The 14960-nt window shown below is 65.1% G+C and carries 18 protein-coding genes; 8 read left to right on the top strand and 10 right to left on the bottom strand.

What is annotated here, in order from left to right:
* Positions 1-16 precede the first annotated feature (16 nt).
* Positions 17-250: a TIGR03758 family integrating conjugative element protein gene (locus AVE30378_RS21625; RefSeq protein ID WP_003050225.1), complete on the bottom strand. Its 234-nt coding sequence runs from the start codon at positions 248-250 to the stop codon at positions 17-19.
* Entirely contained in the window at positions 247-630 is a 384-nt protein-coding gene (locus AVE30378_RS21620; protein ID WP_003090167.1) for an integrative conjugative element protein, RAQPRD family, read from the bottom strand. The genes AVE30378_RS21625 and AVE30378_RS21620 overlap by 4 nt, the downstream gene beginning before the upstream one ends.
* A 203-nt stretch (positions 631-833) precedes the next feature.
* Here AVE30378_RS21620 and AVE30378_RS21615 point away from each other — a divergent pair, with 203 nt between their 5' ends.
* Genes AVE30378_RS21615 through AVE30378_RS21580 form a run of 8 tightly spaced genes read left to right on the top strand, consistent with a single transcriptional unit; the run spans position 834 to position 8072 of the window.
* Positions 834-1304 carry a helix-turn-helix domain-containing protein gene (locus tag AVE30378_RS21615; protein ID WP_003050245.1) on the top strand — a complete coding sequence of 157 codons (471 nt, stop codon included), beginning with the start codon at positions 834-836 and terminating at the stop codon, positions 1302-1304.
* Positions 1301-1876: a PIN domain-containing protein gene (locus AVE30378_RS21610; protein ID WP_003153636.1), complete on the top strand. Its 576-nt coding sequence runs from the start codon at positions 1301-1303 to the stop codon at positions 1874-1876. Before AVE30378_RS21615 ends, AVE30378_RS21610 begins: the two co-directional genes overlap by 4 nt.
* 17 nt (positions 1877-1893) lie before the next feature.
* Complete coding sequence (gene cap6, locus AVE30378_RS21605; protein WP_003050256.1) at positions 1894-2808, top strand: CBASS system CD-NTase-associated protein Cap6; 915 nt, start codon at positions 1894-1896, stop codon at positions 2806-2808.
* A complete protein-coding gene (gene cap8, locus AVE30378_RS21600; protein WP_003153638.1) occupies positions 2805-3275 on the top strand; it encodes a type III CBASS phage resistance system CD-NTase-associated protein Cap8 in 471 nt (156 codons plus the stop codon). Before cap6 ends, cap8 begins: the two co-directional genes overlap by 4 nt.
* Positions 3272-3772, top strand: coding sequence for a type III CBASS phage resistance system CD-NTase-associated protein Cap7 (gene cap7, locus AVE30378_RS21595; RefSeq protein ID WP_003090159.1), 501 nt, complete (start codon positions 3272-3274; stop codon positions 3770-3772). The genes cap8 and cap7 overlap by 4 nt, the downstream gene beginning before the upstream one ends.
* Positions 3772-4674, top strand: a complete 903-nt coding sequence (locus AVE30378_RS21590) for a CBASS oligonucleotide cyclase (protein ID WP_003153640.1) — start codon at positions 3772-3774, stop codon at positions 4672-4674. The genes cap7 and AVE30378_RS21590 overlap by 1 nt, the downstream gene beginning before the upstream one ends.
* A 38-nt stretch (positions 4675-4712) precedes the next feature.
* The gene (nucC, locus tag AVE30378_RS21585) at positions 4713-5438 is read left to right on the top strand and encodes a CBASS effector endonuclease NucC (RefSeq protein ID WP_003050273.1); all 726 of its coding nucleotides are present in this window, start codon (positions 4713-4715) and stop codon (positions 5436-5438) included.
* Positions 5439-5447: 9 nt separating this feature from the next.
* On the top strand, positions 5448-8072 hold the full coding sequence (locus tag AVE30378_RS21580) for an AAA family ATPase (RefSeq protein WP_003153642.1): 2625 nt from the start codon (positions 5448-5450) through the stop codon (positions 8070-8072).
* Between the two features lie 40 nt (positions 8073-8112).
* Here the strand turns inward: AVE30378_RS21580 and AVE30378_RS21575 are convergent, their stop codons facing one another.
* The 8 genes from AVE30378_RS21575 to AVE30378_RS21540 all read right to left on the bottom strand — a co-directional run.
* Positions 8113-8862, bottom strand: a complete 750-nt coding sequence (locus AVE30378_RS21575) for a TIGR03747 family integrating conjugative element membrane protein (protein WP_003153644.1) — start codon at positions 8860-8862, stop codon at positions 8113-8115.
* The gene (gene traD / locus AVE30378_RS21570) at positions 8859-11048 is read right to left on the bottom strand and encodes a type IV conjugative transfer system coupling protein TraD (protein ID WP_004350569.1); all 2190 of its coding nucleotides are present in this window, start codon (positions 11046-11048) and stop codon (positions 8859-8861) included. Before traD ends, AVE30378_RS21575 begins: the two co-directional genes overlap by 4 nt.
* 4 nt (positions 11049-11052) lie before the next feature.
* A complete protein-coding gene (locus tag AVE30378_RS21565) occupies positions 11053-11601 on the bottom strand; it encodes an integrating conjugative element protein (protein WP_003109779.1) in 549 nt (182 codons plus the stop codon).
* Positions 11598-12188: a transglycosylase SLT domain-containing protein gene (locus AVE30378_RS21560; protein WP_003109780.1), complete on the bottom strand. Its 591-nt coding sequence runs from the start codon at positions 12186-12188 to the stop codon at positions 11598-11600. Before AVE30378_RS21560 ends, AVE30378_RS21565 begins: the two co-directional genes overlap by 4 nt.
* A complete protein-coding gene (locus tag AVE30378_RS21555; RefSeq protein ID WP_003098886.1) occupies positions 12170-12907 on the bottom strand; it encodes a TIGR03759 family integrating conjugative element protein in 738 nt (245 codons plus the stop codon). Before AVE30378_RS21555 ends, AVE30378_RS21560 begins: the two co-directional genes overlap by 19 nt.
* Before the next feature lie 12 nt (positions 12908-12919).
* Entirely contained in the window at positions 12920-13564 is a 645-nt protein-coding gene (locus AVE30378_RS21550; protein WP_003098888.1) for a hypothetical protein, read from the bottom strand.
* A complete protein-coding gene (pilL2, locus tag AVE30378_RS21545) occupies positions 13561-14160 on the bottom strand; it encodes a PFGI-1 class ICE element type IV pilus protein PilL2 (RefSeq protein ID WP_003098890.1) in 600 nt (199 codons plus the stop codon). The genes AVE30378_RS21550 and pilL2 overlap by 4 nt, the downstream gene beginning before the upstream one ends.
* 138 nt (positions 14161-14298) lie before the next feature.
* Positions 14299-14960 (bottom strand): C-terminal helicase domain-containing protein (locus AVE30378_RS21540; RefSeq protein WP_165360262.1); only part of this gene is annotated, 662 nt, incomplete at its 5' end.

Raw genomic sequence — 14960 nt, 5'->3', positions numbered from 1 at the left:
GGTCGGGCCTTTCAGGTCAGGACAGAAGGAAGAAACTCAGGACGAGGTACATCGCGACGAAGCGGATGCAGACGCCGAGGAACTGGCGCTGGTTGAGGCGGCTCTCGGACCACCCCACGTAGGCCGTTCGGATGGCCCAGACGCCCCACACGAGCAGGACCGCGAACACGACGCCGACCAGGACGGTCGCCATTGCGGAAGGCGCGATGCCGCTGTTGGCTTGAAATGCCGAGACCTGGGCGCCGTTCATTGCTTGCCCCCCGCAGTCGTCGCCGGCAGCGGCTCGGCCGCCCGCTCGGTGCGGTAGTCGCCGGCCAGTTCGGAGGGGTCGCGCGGCTGAGCGCGCGATGGCGTCAGGTGAAACTGGATGCCGGCGCGAACGCGCGCCAGGTCAGCCAGCAGCCGCGGGTAGTCGAAGTGGTAGCGCTCGCCCGGCTGGATGGGGGCATGCGCGGCGCTGTCCGCGACGGTGCGCTCCAGCGCGTCGAGCTGGCGCAGTGCGGCGACCAGCTCCTGGCGCTGTGCCGGAGACTCGGCCAAGGCCATCTGGGACTGACCCAGCAGGAGGGCCGTCACGAGAAAAGTGGGCACGCCGCGATGCGCGGCGCGCAGCCAGATCGAAGCCACCATCGCGCCATTCCTGTGTGATCAGCAATGGGGTGATCGTGGAGATCAGGGCTGTTTTAGGCCGCAAACAATAGGAACTGGCGGACGACCGGACTGGGCATACCGCGAGCGAACCTACAAAAGCCCGGGTGGAGTTTCGATTATTGCGTTTTTCGAGTGTTTCGAATATGATCGGCTCTGCAACCGTTTTCGCTTAGGAGCTACCCATGACCACCGCCACTGCCCAATCCAAGATGACCCTTCCCGCCGCGGGAGAGGTTAAGGCAGCCGTCCAGGGTCAACGTGCCTTGGCGGCTTACCTCGCAACCCAGTTCGAGACGCAGCACATCCAGATCTTTGATGACCACAAACAGGCTCATCAGGTGGAACTGCCTACCTCGGCTTTACGCCTGCTGGTCGACATCCTGGCCGAGTTGGCCGATGGCAATGCAGTAAAGGTGGTGCCCGTCCATGCAGAGCTGACGACCCAAGAGGCGGCGGACTTGCTCAACGTGTCCCGTCCCCATTTCGTCAAGCTGCTAGAAGATGGGGTGTTGGCATTTCATCGCACCGGCAAGCACCGCAGGGTGAGGTTCGCCGATCTGATGCAGTACAAGGAAGCGCGCGAGCGCGCCAGTGAGCAGGCGATGGCCGAACTCGCTCAGCAGTCGCAAGAGTTGGGAATGGGATACGAATGAGGCATTCCCCATTCACCGCCGTCTACGACGCGTGCGTTCTATATCCCGCGCCACTGCGGGATTTCCTGATGTGGCTCGGCCTGTCTGGCCGCTTCCGGGCGCGGTGGAGCCAAGCCATTCATGAGGAGTGGAAACGCAATCTGTTGATCAACCGCCCCGATCTCACCCGGGTTCAGGTCGACAGGACGTCGGATCTCATGGACAGGGCCATTCCGGACGGCTTGGTGGAGGGCTACGAAGCGCTCGTGGCAGGCCTGACATTACCCGATCCGAACGATCGGCACGTCCTGGCTGCGGCGATTCGCTGCGGTGCGAGCGTGATTGTGACGTTCAACGAACGTGATTTCCCGAACGATCTGCTGGCTCCGTACGGCATCGAATCGCAGCACCCCGATGAGTTTGTGGACAACCTGCTGGATCTGGATGCGGCCGCCGTAGTGTCGGCTGCGCAGCGCCAGCGTGCCCAACTCAAGCATCCGCCGATCGATGTGGACCGCTATCTCGAAATCCTGCTGCGCCAAGGCCTTGTGCAAACGACCAAGGTGCTGGCGACCTATCGCACCATTCTCTGACCCGCCGAGAGCCACGGATGACCAAGAATCCTTCATCAGACGCCACTTTGCCGAAAGGCATCCATCGAAGCTGGAAGCTGCCGGATAAGTCGCTGGGTGACTTGTGGGATTCGATCGTGATGGACGAAGCCATCAAAAAACAGTTGCTGTCACAAGCGATCGTCAACTTCACGGTGCGCCCCAAGGTGGAGCGCACGGTACTCCCCCTGCACGGCGTGATCTTGTTGGTCGGCCCGCCGGGGACTGGGAAGACCTCCTTGGCACGGGGCTTGGCGCATCGTGTGGCCGAATCTTTTTCTTCTGCGAAGTTTCGATTGCTGGAAGTGGAGCCTCACACGCTGACGAGCTCTGCAATGGGAAAGACTCAACGCGCCGTGGCAGACCTGTTCTCGCAATCGATCGCAGAATCCGCAGCGGCGGGCCCGACGATCGTCCTTCTGGACGAGGTCGAAACGCTTGCGGCTGATCGAGCGAAGCTCAGCCTGGAAGCCAACCCGGTTGATGTGCACCGGGCCACCGACGCGGTGTTGGTGCAGTTGGACATGTTGGCCGAACGCAACCCGCATCTGCTGTTCGTGGCCACCAGCAACTTCCCACAGGCCGTCGACAGTGCCTTCCTATCTCGTTGCGACATGGTGATGGAGGTGCCACTGCCCGGCAAGGATGCCTGCAAGCAGATCCTAGTGGACTGCCTGAATGGCCTGGCAAAGACATTTCCGGGGATTGGCAAGCTTTCCTCGGCTCACCAGTTCGACGCGTGCGCTGGCGAGTGCGTCGGATTGGATGGTCGGGCCATTCGCAAGGTCGTAGCCAACGCCCTCGCGGCCGACCCGCAAGTGGCTATCGATCCGAACAAGCTTTCCGTAGAGCACTTGCGCAGTGCGATACGACAGGCAAAGCAAATGCGCCTTCAAGGAGGGAAGCAAAAATGACCACCGTTGTCAGCCGGACGTTTCGCAGCTCGCCGCACCGCGATGCGTTGCAGACATGGGATGCCATTGTCGAACTGCTCACTCAGGGCAAGGACGGCACGGCTCGCTCTGAACTCAGGGCCGTGACGGGCGTGGCCGCCAGCTTGATCGCCGACCAGGCACCCAAGAGCGCGCCCATCGTTGCGACATGCGATGGACCACGGACCAGGATCTACTGCCTCTTCGACGAAGACGCGATCTATGGTGATGATGCCAACGAAGAAGTCTTGGGGTTCGAGCCGTTGAAGGGAGACTGGGGAGTCTCGCTGCCGTGTCCGAAGGAGCAGCTCGGCTGGGTGCAAAGCGCGCTCAAAAAGCACAGTTCTCGCATCATTGCACGGGACTTGAGCCAAGGAATTGCCACGCAGGCGCAGGCCGATGCTGGGCAAGCGCTGTCGCTCGACCTCGGAGGTTTCCTCAAGTCATGAGCACCGTCGCCACCTACTCGTACACGCACTCGGTTACCTATGTGACCGACAACATCCTCAAGAGCTTGAAAGACATCATCCTGCTCAGTGGGCTGGACCCTGAGCACTTTGCGGATCGCTGGGAGAGCAATACCCGAGCCATCAAGACGTGGCTCGGGACCGGTGATCTGCGCAAGGTGATTCTGGAGATCTACAACCCGGCAACCGACAAGCTCGTGACCCGATGGGATATCGACATCGTGTATGGGTGGTCCGATGGCGACGGCAGCTTCTGGACAGATACCGAGCAGTTGAAGTACGCGATCAAGAAAGCTGGGCTGCTGCCATCGCAGGCCAAGTACAAGTTAATGCTCGATACAAAGCCAGGGCGACCTGATGTGGAGGGATGGAGCAAAGGAAGTTATCGCTCGACGGATGGAATGGTCAAGCAGAGCCTAGGCTCGACTGTCGAACACAGCGGCCTGGCGGGTCAGGCCGGATATTGGAGGCAACGCTGATGCTGTCGATCGATGAAGCTTTTCGCAAGTTCAAGTCGCGTCTGGAACTCAACGAACGCGAACAGAAGAATGCCTCGCAACGCCAGAACGAAGTGCGGGACTACCTGCAGACCAAGTTCGGCATTGCGCGCAGCTTCCTGACCGGTTCCTATGCTCGATACACGAAGACGAAGCCGCTCAAGGATATCGACATCTTCTTCGTGCTGAAGGACTCGGAGAAGCATTACCACGGCAAGGCCGCATCGGTAGTGCTGGATGATTTCCACTCTGCATTGGTGGAGAAATACGGTTCGGCGGCCGTGCGCAAACAGGCGCGCTCGATCAACGTGGATTTCGGTGTTCACATCGACGCGGAGGACAACACGGACTACCGGGTGGTCAGCGTGGATGCGGTGCCCGCATTCGATACCGGCGACCAGTATGAGATCCCCGATACGGCGTCCGGAAAGTGGATCAAGACGGACCCGGAGATCCATAAGGACAAGGCGACCGCAGCGCACCAAGCCTATGGCAATGAGTGGAAAGGTCTCGTGCGCATGGTGAAGTACTGGAACAACAATCCCAAGCACGGCGATCTGAAGCCGGTGAAGCCCTCGTTCCTGATCGAGGTAATGGCCCTTGAGTGTCTTTACGGCGGCTGGGGAGGATCGTTCGATCGCGAGATCCAGTCGTTCTTTGCCACGCTTGCCGATCGAGTTCATGACGAGTGGCCGGATCCCGCCGGACTTGGCCCGGCGATCAGCAACGATATGGATGCCGCGCGCAAGCAGCGCGCGCAGCAGCTGCTGTTCCAGGCGAGCCAAGACGCAAGCATCGCCATCGACCACGCGCGTCGTGGTCGCAATATCGAAGCGCTTCGCGCCTGGCGCGCACTGTTTGGCCCCAAGTTCCCACTGTCCTGATTCCATCGGCTTCCATACACGTCCCATCGAGGTACAGCATGTCCCAGTGGTCGCTTTCCCAGCTCCTGTCGTCCCTGCATGAGGACATCCAGCAGCGCTTGTCCGTAGTACGCAAGACCTTCGGTCACCCGGGTACGAAGGGGGATGCGAGCGAGAACGTCTGGATCGACATGCTGGATACCTATCTGCCCAAACGGTACCAGGCGGCCAAGGCGCATGTGGTGGACAGCCTGGGGAACTTCAGCCAGCAGATCGATGTGGTGGTGTTTGATCGGCAATATTCGCCTTTTATCTTCACCTACGAGAACGAGACGATCATTCCAGCCGAAAGCGTGTACGCCGTTTTCGAGGCCAAGCAGACGGCTGACGCGGGGCTTGTGGCCTATGCCCAGGAGAAGGTCGCCAGTGTGCGCAGGCTGCACCGCACGAGCCTGCCGATCCCGCACGCTGGCGGGACCTACCCAGCGAAGCCGTTGATTCCGATTCTGGGTGGCTTGCTCACCTTCGAGAGCGAATGGAGTCCTGCATTGGGTCCATCCATGGACAAGGCGCTGAACGCAAACCTCACCGAGGGGCGTCTGGACATCGGATGCGTTGCCGCCCACGGGCACTTTTTCTATGACCAAGCCAGCGGCGCGTACAGCTACACCAACGAAAACAAGCCGGCGACCGCGTTTCTTTTCAAGCTGATCGCGCAGCTTCAGTTCAGTGGAACGGTCCCCATGATCGATGTGGAGGCTTACGGTCAGTGGTTGACCAAGTGAGGGGGCGCTGTGGCAAGCATACGTTCGGAGTACCACCGGTTCCTGGCGCACTTGGCGCAGCGGCACGTGCACGACGACGTGCGCCGGCTGGCGCACCTGGTGCTCGATCACCTGCAGCCACTGGCCGAGGTCGGTGCTGCACGCCGGGGGCGCTCCACGCGCTTGGCGCCGCTGGCCATCGCGCATCTGGCGCAGATGCCTGTCGCCTACGACGGGGACGCGCGCGGCCCCGAAAACGGGCCGGCGCTCGGGCGACTGCACCAGCTCGAAGTCGGGCCGTTTCGAGGATTCATGCGGCAGGAGACGTTCGACCTCAGCCATGACATCACCTTGGTCTACGGTGCCAACGGCACCGGCAAGAGCAGCTTCTGCGAAGCCTTGGAAGTGGCGATGCTCGGTTCGATCAGCGAAGCGCAGGCCAAGCGGGTCGACCAGCGGACGTACTGCAACAACGCTCGCCTGCGCCGCCACGTCGCGCCAGTCCTGTCGTCTACGGCGGCGGGCGAAGCGCAGGCCGTCCAGCCCGACGAAGCTGAGTATCGCTTCTGCTTCATCGAGAAGAACCGCCTCGACGATTTCGCCCGAATCGCCGCGCGGACCCCGAGCGATCAGCGCCAGCTCATCGCCACCCTGTTCGGCGTGGACCAGTTCAGCGAGTTCGTGCGCGGCTTCAACCCCTCGCTCGATCAGGACCTGATGCTTGCCGGCGTGCAGGCGGCGCAGCTGGCGCAGCGTCGCCTGCGGTTGGCGAACTCCGAACAGACCATCGCCGCCTACCCGCAGAAGATCGCAGCGGTCGAGGGCCTGGAACAAGCTTTGGCGCAGCGCATGTCACCTGGCGCGACCTATCAAGCCTGCGTGGACTGGCTGCTGGGTACGCCGCAGCAGCAAGGACGGCTACCGTATGTCCAGGCTCAGCTGGACGCCAACCCGCCTGCCATTCACGAGGTGACCCAGGCCCGCCTGCAAGCGTTGCTGGCAGAGGCCTACCGCGTCCAGGGACTGTGGCAAGCGTCTTCCGCGCAACTCGCGGCCCGCGCGGGCGAGGTGTCGTACGCGAAGCTCTACGAGGCCGTGCAAGCGTTGGCGGACGGGGCGACCGCGTGTCCGGCATGTGGAACCGGACTGGCCGCTGTGGCACAGGACCCGTTCGCCAGGGCGCGAATGGGCCTGGAGCAGCTCGCGCAACTGGCCGTCCTGCAGCAGCAAGAGGCCGGGCATCGGACGCAGTTGAGCGAGGCGGTCCGAGCGCTGTGGGACGAAATGCGCCGCGTGGTGGCGGCGGCTGGGGTCGCTTGTCCTGCCGAATCGCAGGCCGCGGGCCTGCCACTGCTGCCTCCCACGTCGGCGGGCAATTGGCTCGGCGGCTGGGTGAATGGGGACCAGCGCGCCTGGCAAGCCCTCTTACGGATCGCACAGATCATCGAAGGCTTCGACGCGCAGGCGCGCGACGTGCATGCCCAGCGCGGCGCGATGGCCCAGGAGCGGGACCGCCTGCAACAGCATCAGCTGGAGATCGAACGGCTGCGGACCATGCGCACGACTGCGGATCAGGAGCTGGCGGCCGCCCGCCAAACCGTGGCCCAATTCGACGACGCGAACCGCGGCCTGATCCAGGCGGCCACGGACGAAATGCCGGTGGTGGTGCACCATCAGCGGGTCAAGGCCGCCTACGACGGCTTCCTACCCGAGATTCAGGCATACCTGACCGCTCTGCCGGGGGTTCTGCTACAGGGGCTGGGAGACCAAGCCCGCCATCTCTACAACGCATTCAACCGGGCCGATCCGCCCGGCGATCTGCTGCACGCGCTGTGGTTGCCCGTGGCCGAGAACGGCAAGATCGAGGTGGAGTTCGCCGGCGAGCCGGGCGTGCGCTACGACGCGTTGATCGTCTTCAGCGAAGGGCACATCAAATGCTTGGGTCTGGCGATTCTGCTTGCCAAGAACCTCGCGCAGGGCTGCCCCGTGGTCATCTTCGATGACGTCGTCAATGCGATAGACGACGACCATCGCGATGGCATCTGGCGTACCTTCTTCGAGGACGGTTTGCTCCACGGCAAGCAGGTTATCCTCACCTCGCACGCAGAGGAGTTCCTGCACCGCATCCAGCAGGAGTTGGGCGTGCGCCGCGCCGCGGCCATCAAGCGCTACAAGTTTCTCCCGCATCAGGGAGAGCACGAACTGCGGGTCGACAGCGACCCGCCAGCGAAGAACTATGTTCTTCTGGCCCAGCAGGCGTTGGCGGCTGACGAGAAACGCGAGGCACTGCGCCAGGCCCGGCCGGCGCTGGAGAGTCTGACGGACCGCCTGTGGACGTGGCTGGGTCGGCGGGCGGACGGCCGGATCGACATCAAGCTGAGCGGGCCCCGCGCGCCTTGGGAGCTGAACAATAAATGCACCAAGTTGCGGTCGGCCGTCGAGCGTATCGCGGCGCAACATGCGGGTGCGCCGGATGCCGTAGGGGCGTTGGTCAGGCTGCTCAATGTCAGCGGTACGAGTATTGAATGGGGTTACCTCAATAGCGGTGTGCACGACGCTCAGCGCGATCATGAGTTCGATCGGGCGACGGTAAGAACGGTCGTCGAGGCGGTTACGGCGTTGGATGCTGCTCTTGATACCCTGCAGAACCGATGAACGGCACACGGCTTTGCAGAGCAGTGCCGCCCGTGTCACCTCATAAGTACTTCTTGAAGCTGCCTGCGGTCAGGCTGACTGCCATCCCCAGCAACGCCGCGCTGGGCAGCAGGATGACCAGAGGATGCACCGCTATGGGCAGTGCGAGATAGGTGACCCAAGGCAGCACGGCCAACGGCATCAGGCTGGCCTTCGCGCGGTGGTAGATGAAGCCGGATTCGCGGCCCGCGCCGAACCGGCGCACATCCCGTCGCACCAGGCCGTCGATCAGGCCGACGAATGCTGCAGTGAGGATCAGCGGCAGCGTGAGTACCAGGACCAGCAGGCGCACCAGGAAGGTGAGCGTCGTGAAGGCCGCAGCGATCAGGTAGCTTTCGGCCCAGACATAGACTTGGCTGATGTAGTAGCGGAAGTTGCGGCTCTGCCCGTGGCTGGCCGCGCGGGCGCGCTCGGCGGTCTGGCTCATGCGCTCCAGCAACCCCGAGCGCACGAACACCCACTCGTACCCGGTATCCACCAGCTCGTGCGCCGTGCGCCCGGGCTCCTGCACCACCACGCTGCGCGTGAAGTGGTTGGACAGGTGCCCGAGTTCGTACTGCAGCATCTGCTGGGAGTGGCGCCAGCCCTGGTCCTTCCAGAACAGGTGCATGCCGACGCACTCCACCACGATCGAGAACAGCAGCGAGCCGATGAGCACCCCGAGCAGCCGGAACGGCAAGGTGATGGTGCCGACGATCAGCCCCTGGCGCTGGTTCTGCTCCCGCTGCGCGGTCGAGGCGGCATCCTTCATGGTGCGGCCTCGCCGGTGCTGTCGTCGGCGCCGGTGGCCACCGCGTCAGGCTCGGCTGGAGCGGCGTCATCCAGCAGGTCGTCGGGCAAGGCTGCATGCGGCAAGGCTGCGGAACTGGTGAACTCCCACCACTGCGTGGCCTCGCTGTAGCTCTGGCGCATATACCCGGCCAGTTGCTGCAAGTCCGTCGGCATCACTTCATCGGGGTCTGGCGCCGGAAGCGGCATGCGCACCTTCCAAAGCTGGCCGCCCTGCAGCAGCGCGAAGCATTGGCCCTTGGGCAGACCGACGACGTGTGACGGCTCGATCATCGGCACGCTGGCCATGCTGATGCGGTCCTGGGTGTTCGACGTGAAGTCCGTCGCGCCGCGGATGTCTGAGCTGTCCGTCGCGCCCGAGACGATGGTGGTCGTATAGACCTCGACCTTCGGCAACTGCCTCGTCAGCAGTTCCGCGGTGGCCGTCTCGCGCACGCGCAACATGAATAAATTGTTGAAATTCCCGATCACTTGGCCGGCCTTCGCGCGGTTGCCGATGCGGGCCTCGATGTCCGAAAGCGTTTGCGTGTAGGCGGTGACTTGCAGGCCCGCGCCACCGCCCTTGTTGATGAGCGGAATGAACTCGTCACCCATCAATTCATTGAACTCGTCCGCATGCACGTTGATCGGCACGCGCGCACCAGCCGATGCGCCCGGCAGGCCATCGTCGATTCCGTGCTTGTAGATGTGCCCAGCCACCGAGACGAGATCGCTGAACATCGAGTTGCCGACCGCTGCGGCGACCTCCGCATCGGACAGCGCGTCCAAGCCGACATAGACGACGGCGCGCTTCCTGATCACCTGCATCCAGTCGAAGATCGGGCGCGGGTCGGCCAGGTCGGAGTAGTTCGGCGCCAGGAGCTGGGCGATCTTGCCGCTCGTGAGCTTTTCCAGCAGCGGCAGCAGCGATGCAACGATCTTGTCGAAGTAGGTCTTGTCGTAGCGCACCGCCGAGCGCAGGCCATCGAGCACAGGGTCGTAGTTGCGCGCCTGGGAGAGGTATTGCTCCAGCGCCACCACACGCTTCTCGCGCCCGATCATGTTCCTTGGGATGTTCTTCTCGTTGAGCTTGGCCTCGATCTGGACGATCACCTCCCAGGCCTTGGGCTCCGTCTTGGCAAAGTAGTGCTGGGCGTACTCAATGAACAGCGCGTCGATGTTGATGACGTGGCGCTGGATCAGCATGTAGTCCGGGCGCTGCCCCAGTTCCACCAGGGCGCGGGCGATGATGTTCACGAAGCGCCATGCGAACTCGCGGAACGCCGCGCTGTTGCCTTCGCCGGAGAGCTGCCCCGCGATGCGTGTCGCCACTTCCGAGATCCGACCGAAGCGGCCCACGGCGTTGTAGCGGGCGCTGATTTCCGGCCAGCCCAAGTGGAAGATGTAGAACTCGCCTTCGCGGCCAGCGCGCTGGGCTTCGACGTACATCCGTTTCAAGAGATCGGCATCCCCCTTGGGGTCGATGACGATGACGACCTCATGCTCGCCGGCAGCATTCCTGCGACGGATGTCCTGCGTGACGAACAACTCGGCCAGGCGCGTCTTGCCCACCCGCGTGGTGCCCAGCACCAGCGAGTGCCCGACGCGCTCGCCCAGCGGCAGGCTGACGTCCACTTCGTCGGGCTCGATGCCGTGCAGCCTTGGCAGGCCGCCGACAGGCGGCAACGGGCGCACGGGGTTGAAAGGCGCGTCCCAGCCGGTGAGCTTCGGCAGGCGCGAGAGCGGCAATGGCGCGAACTCCAGCCGTTCCTCCAGGCGCCTGGTCAGCCGGTAGGCCGGCGTCGGCTCGACGTAGCGGCGGAACTCGGGCCGGTACGTCTGCATCAGCCGATGCGTGTGCTTCTGCTCCCAGAGAAAGCCGCGCCCCACGAATAGGCGCTGCTGGCTGACCGGCACGTCCTTGCTGGTCATCACGTAACGCGGCAGACGGCGGATGTTGCGCCGGTAGCGCAGGATGATGCGGGCATCGCGGTAGCGGATCGCGCCGTAGGCGCCGAACGCCAAGGCGCTGCCGATGCCCATGGCCGGGCTCAGCGCGAGCGACCATGGGGCCACCAGGCACAGAAACGCGGCGCCTGCACACGCCGCGACGGTGTATAGCTCCACCGCTGGGCGTAGCAGAACCTCGACCGGCTGTTTGCCCGACATGGCTTCATTGCTCGATGCCGGTGGCCGTGATCAGCGCCGGGTAGTGCCGCAGGCCCAGGCGATCGGCCAGGTCGTCGCCGGCCACGGGCGCGAGCGGCACGCCCGGCACCAGGGCGCGCAGCCGCGCCAGGCCCTGCGCGGTCTCGACGTTGACGACCAGGCCGACCGCGCCACGTTCGCGCAAAGCGGCGGCGCGGCGCTGCAACCAGGCCCGGGAAGCCTCGTCGTCGCCGATGACCACGAACGGCCGCAGGCCGGGCGCTTCGATCACCCGTCGCGCGACGGTGCCGGGCGTGAGCTTGGCGCTGCGCACCGGCAGCATCGCGGCTTCGTCCGCCCGTGTGGCAGGAACCTGGGGCGTCGGGATGGACGGCCGCGCCGGTGCGTTGGCGCGCGGCTGGAGATTCAGGGCTTCGTAGTACGGCAATGCCGACGTGCCGCCACGGTCCTCGACAACGATCAGTGGCTCGCCGGCACGCGAGGCCAGCGGCAGGCCTGACAGCAGCATGAGTAGGCCCGTGAACGCGAGATGGGCGGGATGGGGTTTCGTCATGGGGAGGTCTCCTGGCGCGCCGCGAGGACCGCGGCGGCTGGTCGCGTGCCCTGCACGCGGGCAAGGTGGCGCGACACGCTGCGCCGATAGCGGGCGGCGGGCTCGCCGCCTGCGGGGCGGTGGTAGCGGCCGATCGCCAGCAGCCAGTCCTCGCCGGGGGTGTGCTGCTCCTTCAGGATCTCGGCGGCAACGGCCAGGTTGCGATACGGATCCAGCAGGTCGCACGCGCCGGTAAAGCGGTGCTTGTGGTAGCCGAGGTTGATCTGGCCCAGGCCCGCATCAATGCGCGTGTGCGGCGTGGCGCGCATCGCCTGCTGCAGGCCAGCGCAGGCGTCGGCGCGCGTGGCGAAGCGGCGCGACTGGCCGGCGACGTTGAGGGACCACGGCCACGGCACCAGGCGCCCGTTGCGCCGGATGCCGCTCTCCTGCAAGGCCACGGCGTAGAGCACGGTCGAGGGGATGCCTGCGCGCTGGGCGGCAAGCTGGTAAGCCGGTGGCGGAACCTCCTGGGCCAGGGCGGCAACGGCATACAGGCCGGCAGTGAGCACCAGTGCGCGCAGGGGCATGGCTACGGCTGGCGCTGCCATTGGCCGTTCACTTCGCGCACGGCGGCGGGCAGATCGCCGGGCAGGCCCAGTGACAGCCAGCGGCCGCCGTCGTGGTTGAGCGTGATGCTGCCGGCGCGCACGCGCGCCGGGTCGATCTGCGCGCGCTTGGCCCAGTCGCGGATGCGCGCGTCATCCTGGCGGCTGCCCACCATGTACAGGTCGAACTCCGCGCCCGAGGATTGCAGGCGCTGCACGAGCTGTCCGCAGGCTGCGCAGCCGTCCTTGACGAACACCGCCATGCGGCCGCTGCCGCGCAAGGGACTGCTGGATGGGCCGGCGCCCGGCTTGTCGTCGGGCAGGTTCACGCGCTGCATCCCCGGATTCAGGCGCTGCCAGGCCTCGTCGTAGGCGCGCTGGTAGGCGAGCAGCTTCTCGACGCGGCGCGCTTCCACCTGCACCTGCAGTTCCGCATAGCGGCGCCGTTCTTCGTCCGTGCGAGCTTCGATGCCCAGGGCGGACAGCGGGTCCAGGTTGGGCGAGTAGATACCCAGCGGCCCATCCATCAGCTCGCGGTAGCGTGCCCATTCTTGTGGCTGCAAGCCCCATTCGGTTGCCACCCGGTCGTCCAGCACGCGGGCGGCCAGCGGGCGCTCCTGGCTCTGTGCGTTGCGCGCCGAGGTCGTTGCGGGCTGCTGCGCCCAGGCGGGCCATTGCGACGACGCCACCAGGACCGCGAAAAGGAGGATCGACGGCTTCATGGGGTGCTCCGGTCAGGGAATCGCCACGCGGCGGGTCTGGTTGCCGGCCTGGAACACTGCGGTGTTGCCCTCGATCGCCTGCAGGCGCCACGGGCCGACCGCATCCCCGGGCAGCAGCACCTGAAGTTGGGCGGGCGTGAAGTCCCCGATGCTCGGCGCGACGGACACGCTGCGCTGGCCGGCGCGCAGTTCGGCGCCGACGACGCGGAATGGCAGCGGCGGCAGCTCGGTCTTGGAGGCGGCGGACGTGCGCGATGCGCGCCGCTGGGCGGGTGCGGTGGCACGCGCGGCGGCTTGGCGCGCCTTGATCTGCTCGACCTCCGCGCGCAGCGCCTGGAGGTCGTCGGCCGCTGCGTAGCCACTGAGAGATTTCTCGACCTGGGCCGCGCGTGCTTCCAGAATCTGGCGGGTGTCTTTGAGGTCAGCGTCCGTCGCGACGGCCGGGCGCTGCTGGATGGCCTCGATCGTCTCGGCCAAGCCAGTTGCCTGCGCTTCCAGGCGTTGCAGGCGGGAATCCAGCCGCTCCTGGTCGGCCTGGTCGCTGAGGGCCTGGTAGCCCAGGGCCGCCAAGACGCTGAGGAAGATCAACCAGAGCCACATCAGGCTCTGCACCACCACGGCGGCGGTCGATCGCTGGGCAGGTTGCGGGGCGTTCATGGCTGGCCTCCCGAAACCATGGGTGCCAGCGGGAACGTCTGCACCGCCTCGGTGGCGGGTGGCTCGGATGGGGACTCGGCGACCGCGCGATCGCCGGGCCGCTCGAAGCAGATTTGCCGTGCGCGGTCATCCGCGTGCAGTTCCCAGGCCGGGCCAGCCAGCGTGAGCAGCGCATCGCGCAAGGTCATGGGGCCGAGGTGCAGGTGTACCGCCGGCAACGGCAGCGCGTACAGCTCGATCACGGCATGCGCGGTCTGGCACAGGCCATAGCCGCTGCGTTTGAGCACGTGCCGAAGCCCATCCCCGACCGTGGCGCGGGCATCCTCGGGCATGGACACGTCGATGGTCTGCAACAACAGGTCGCGCTGCGCCGCCATGGGTGCCAGTTCGACCAGTGTGTAGCGGGCGTAGCGCACGACCGGGATGTACTCGGAAGCCTCGGGTTCAGGCGCGGCCAAGACTTCCGCGATGGTGTCGGGCGCGACCGGCGCAGTCGTCGTCGCGCAGCCACCGGCCAGCACCGACCACAGCAGGCCGAGAAATCCCGCCAGAAGGCGGCGTTCGGGATAGTGAAACCACGGTGGAGAGGGGCACATAGCTCGGCGTCCTGAAACATCCAGCCCTCACCATCGCCGCTCAGGCCGCGAGCGGCAGCAAACAATGCGAACCAGGCAGCGTCCGATTTACCGGGAGCGGCAAAAAAAACGGCCCCGAAGGGCCGTAAGTGGAACGTGTCATGCGGCGACAAGCTGCCGGGCCAGTGCGACCTCGACGGAATCACCGTCCTGGTTCAGGACATCGAGCCCGGATTCGGGCACGTCGCCCGAGGTGGACTGCGAGACCATGATCTTCTTGGCCATCAGCTCCAGGCAGGTCATCTGCGAGGAACCGGCGTAGCCGAGGTAGATCACACGCACGGGCTGCTTCTGCCCGATGCGCCAGGAGCGGCGTGCCGCCTGCTGGAGCGAGTACACGTTGTAGCCCGACTGCATGAACACGATCGTCGGGAACTCCAACAGGTCCAGCCCCGTCTTGACCAACTCGGGGTTGGTGATGAGCACGTCGATGCCACGGTCCAGTTGCTCGGCGATCCAGTCTTCGCGGCGGCTGGCATCCACGCTCGCGCGCAGCACCGCCACCTTGAAGCCTTCCTGCTCCAGCAACACCTTCAGGCGCGACGTGGTGTCGCGCGTGCCGGTATAGACCGTGTAGGCCAGGACCTTGCGGCCCTGCGCCTTCTCCTCTTTGCAGATGTCGATCAGCTCACGCTCCTTGGGGCTGATCTCGAACTCGTTGAACTGAGCCGGGACAAACGCCAAGGTGTTGCGCGTGCGCGGATGCACCACGGTCTCCGACCGGAAGCAGCAATCCGGCCAGGCCAGCAGCACGTTGAGGA

The organism is Achromobacter veterisilvae (assembly GCF_900496975.1).
GTDB classification, from domain to species: Bacteria; Pseudomonadota; Gammaproteobacteria; order Burkholderiales; family Burkholderiaceae_B; genus Achromobacter; species Achromobacter veterisilvae.
Note: the sequence above shows the minus strand (reverse complement) of the source record. Positions and strands in the feature narration are given on the sequence as shown.

Excerpts from the sequence above, each read along its gene's own strand:
- AVE30378_RS21625 (WP_003050225.1), bottom strand. The coding sequence starts at position 250 with ATGAACGGCGCCCAGGTCTCGGCATTTCAAGCCAACAGCGGCATCGCG.
- AVE30378_RS21610 (WP_003153636.1), top strand. The coding sequence starts at position 1,301 with ATGAGGCATTCCCCATTCACCGCCGTCTACGACGCGTGCGTTCTATAT.
- AVE30378_RS21560 (WP_003109780.1), bottom strand. The coding sequence starts at position 12,188 with ATGGCAGCGCCAGCCGTAGCCATGCCCCTGCGCGCACTGGTGCTCACT.
- AVE30378_RS21615 (WP_003050245.1), top strand. The coding sequence starts at position 834 with ATGACCACCGCCACTGCCCAATCCAAGATGACCCTTCCCGCCGCGGGA.
- AVE30378_RS21575 (WP_003153644.1), bottom strand. The coding sequence starts at position 8,862 with ATGAAGGATGCCGCCTCGACCGCGCAGCGGGAGCAGAACCAGCGCCAG.
- AVE30378_RS21590 (WP_003153640.1), top strand. The coding sequence starts at position 3,772 with ATGCTGTCGATCGATGAAGCTTTTCGCAAGTTCAAGTCGCGTCTGGAA.
- AVE30378_RS21555 (WP_003098886.1), bottom strand. The coding sequence starts at position 12,907 with ATGAAGCCGTCGATCCTCCTTTTCGCGGTCCTGGTGGCGTCGTCGCAA.
- nucC (WP_003050273.1), top strand. The coding sequence starts at position 4,713 with ATGTCCCAGTGGTCGCTTTCCCAGCTCCTGTCGTCCCTGCATGAGGAC.
- cap6 (WP_003050256.1), top strand. The coding sequence starts at position 1,894 with ATGACCAAGAATCCTTCATCAGACGCCACTTTGCCGAAAGGCATCCAT.
- AVE30378_RS21565 (WP_003109779.1), bottom strand. The coding sequence starts at position 11,601 with ATGACGAAACCCCATCCCGCCCATCTCGCGTTCACGGGCCTACTCATG.
- AVE30378_RS21620 (WP_003090167.1), bottom strand. The coding sequence starts at position 630 with ATGGTGGCTTCGATCTGGCTGCGCGCCGCGCATCGCGGCGTGCCCACT.
- cap7 (WP_003090159.1), top strand. The coding sequence starts at position 3,272 with ATGAGCACCGTCGCCACCTACTCGTACACGCACTCGGTTACCTATGTG.
- pilL2 (WP_003098890.1), bottom strand. The coding sequence starts at position 14,160 with ATGTGCCCCTCTCCACCGTGGTTTCACTATCCCGAACGCCGCCTTCTG.
- traD (WP_004350569.1), bottom strand. The coding sequence starts at position 11,048 with ATGTCGGGCAAACAGCCGGTCGAGGTTCTGCTACGCCCAGCGGTGGAG.
- AVE30378_RS21550 (WP_003098888.1), bottom strand. The coding sequence starts at position 13,564 with ATGAACGCCCCGCAACCTGCCCAGCGATCGACCGCCGCCGTGGTGGTG.
- cap8 (WP_003153638.1), top strand. The coding sequence starts at position 2,805 with ATGACCACCGTTGTCAGCCGGACGTTTCGCAGCTCGCCGCACCGCGAT.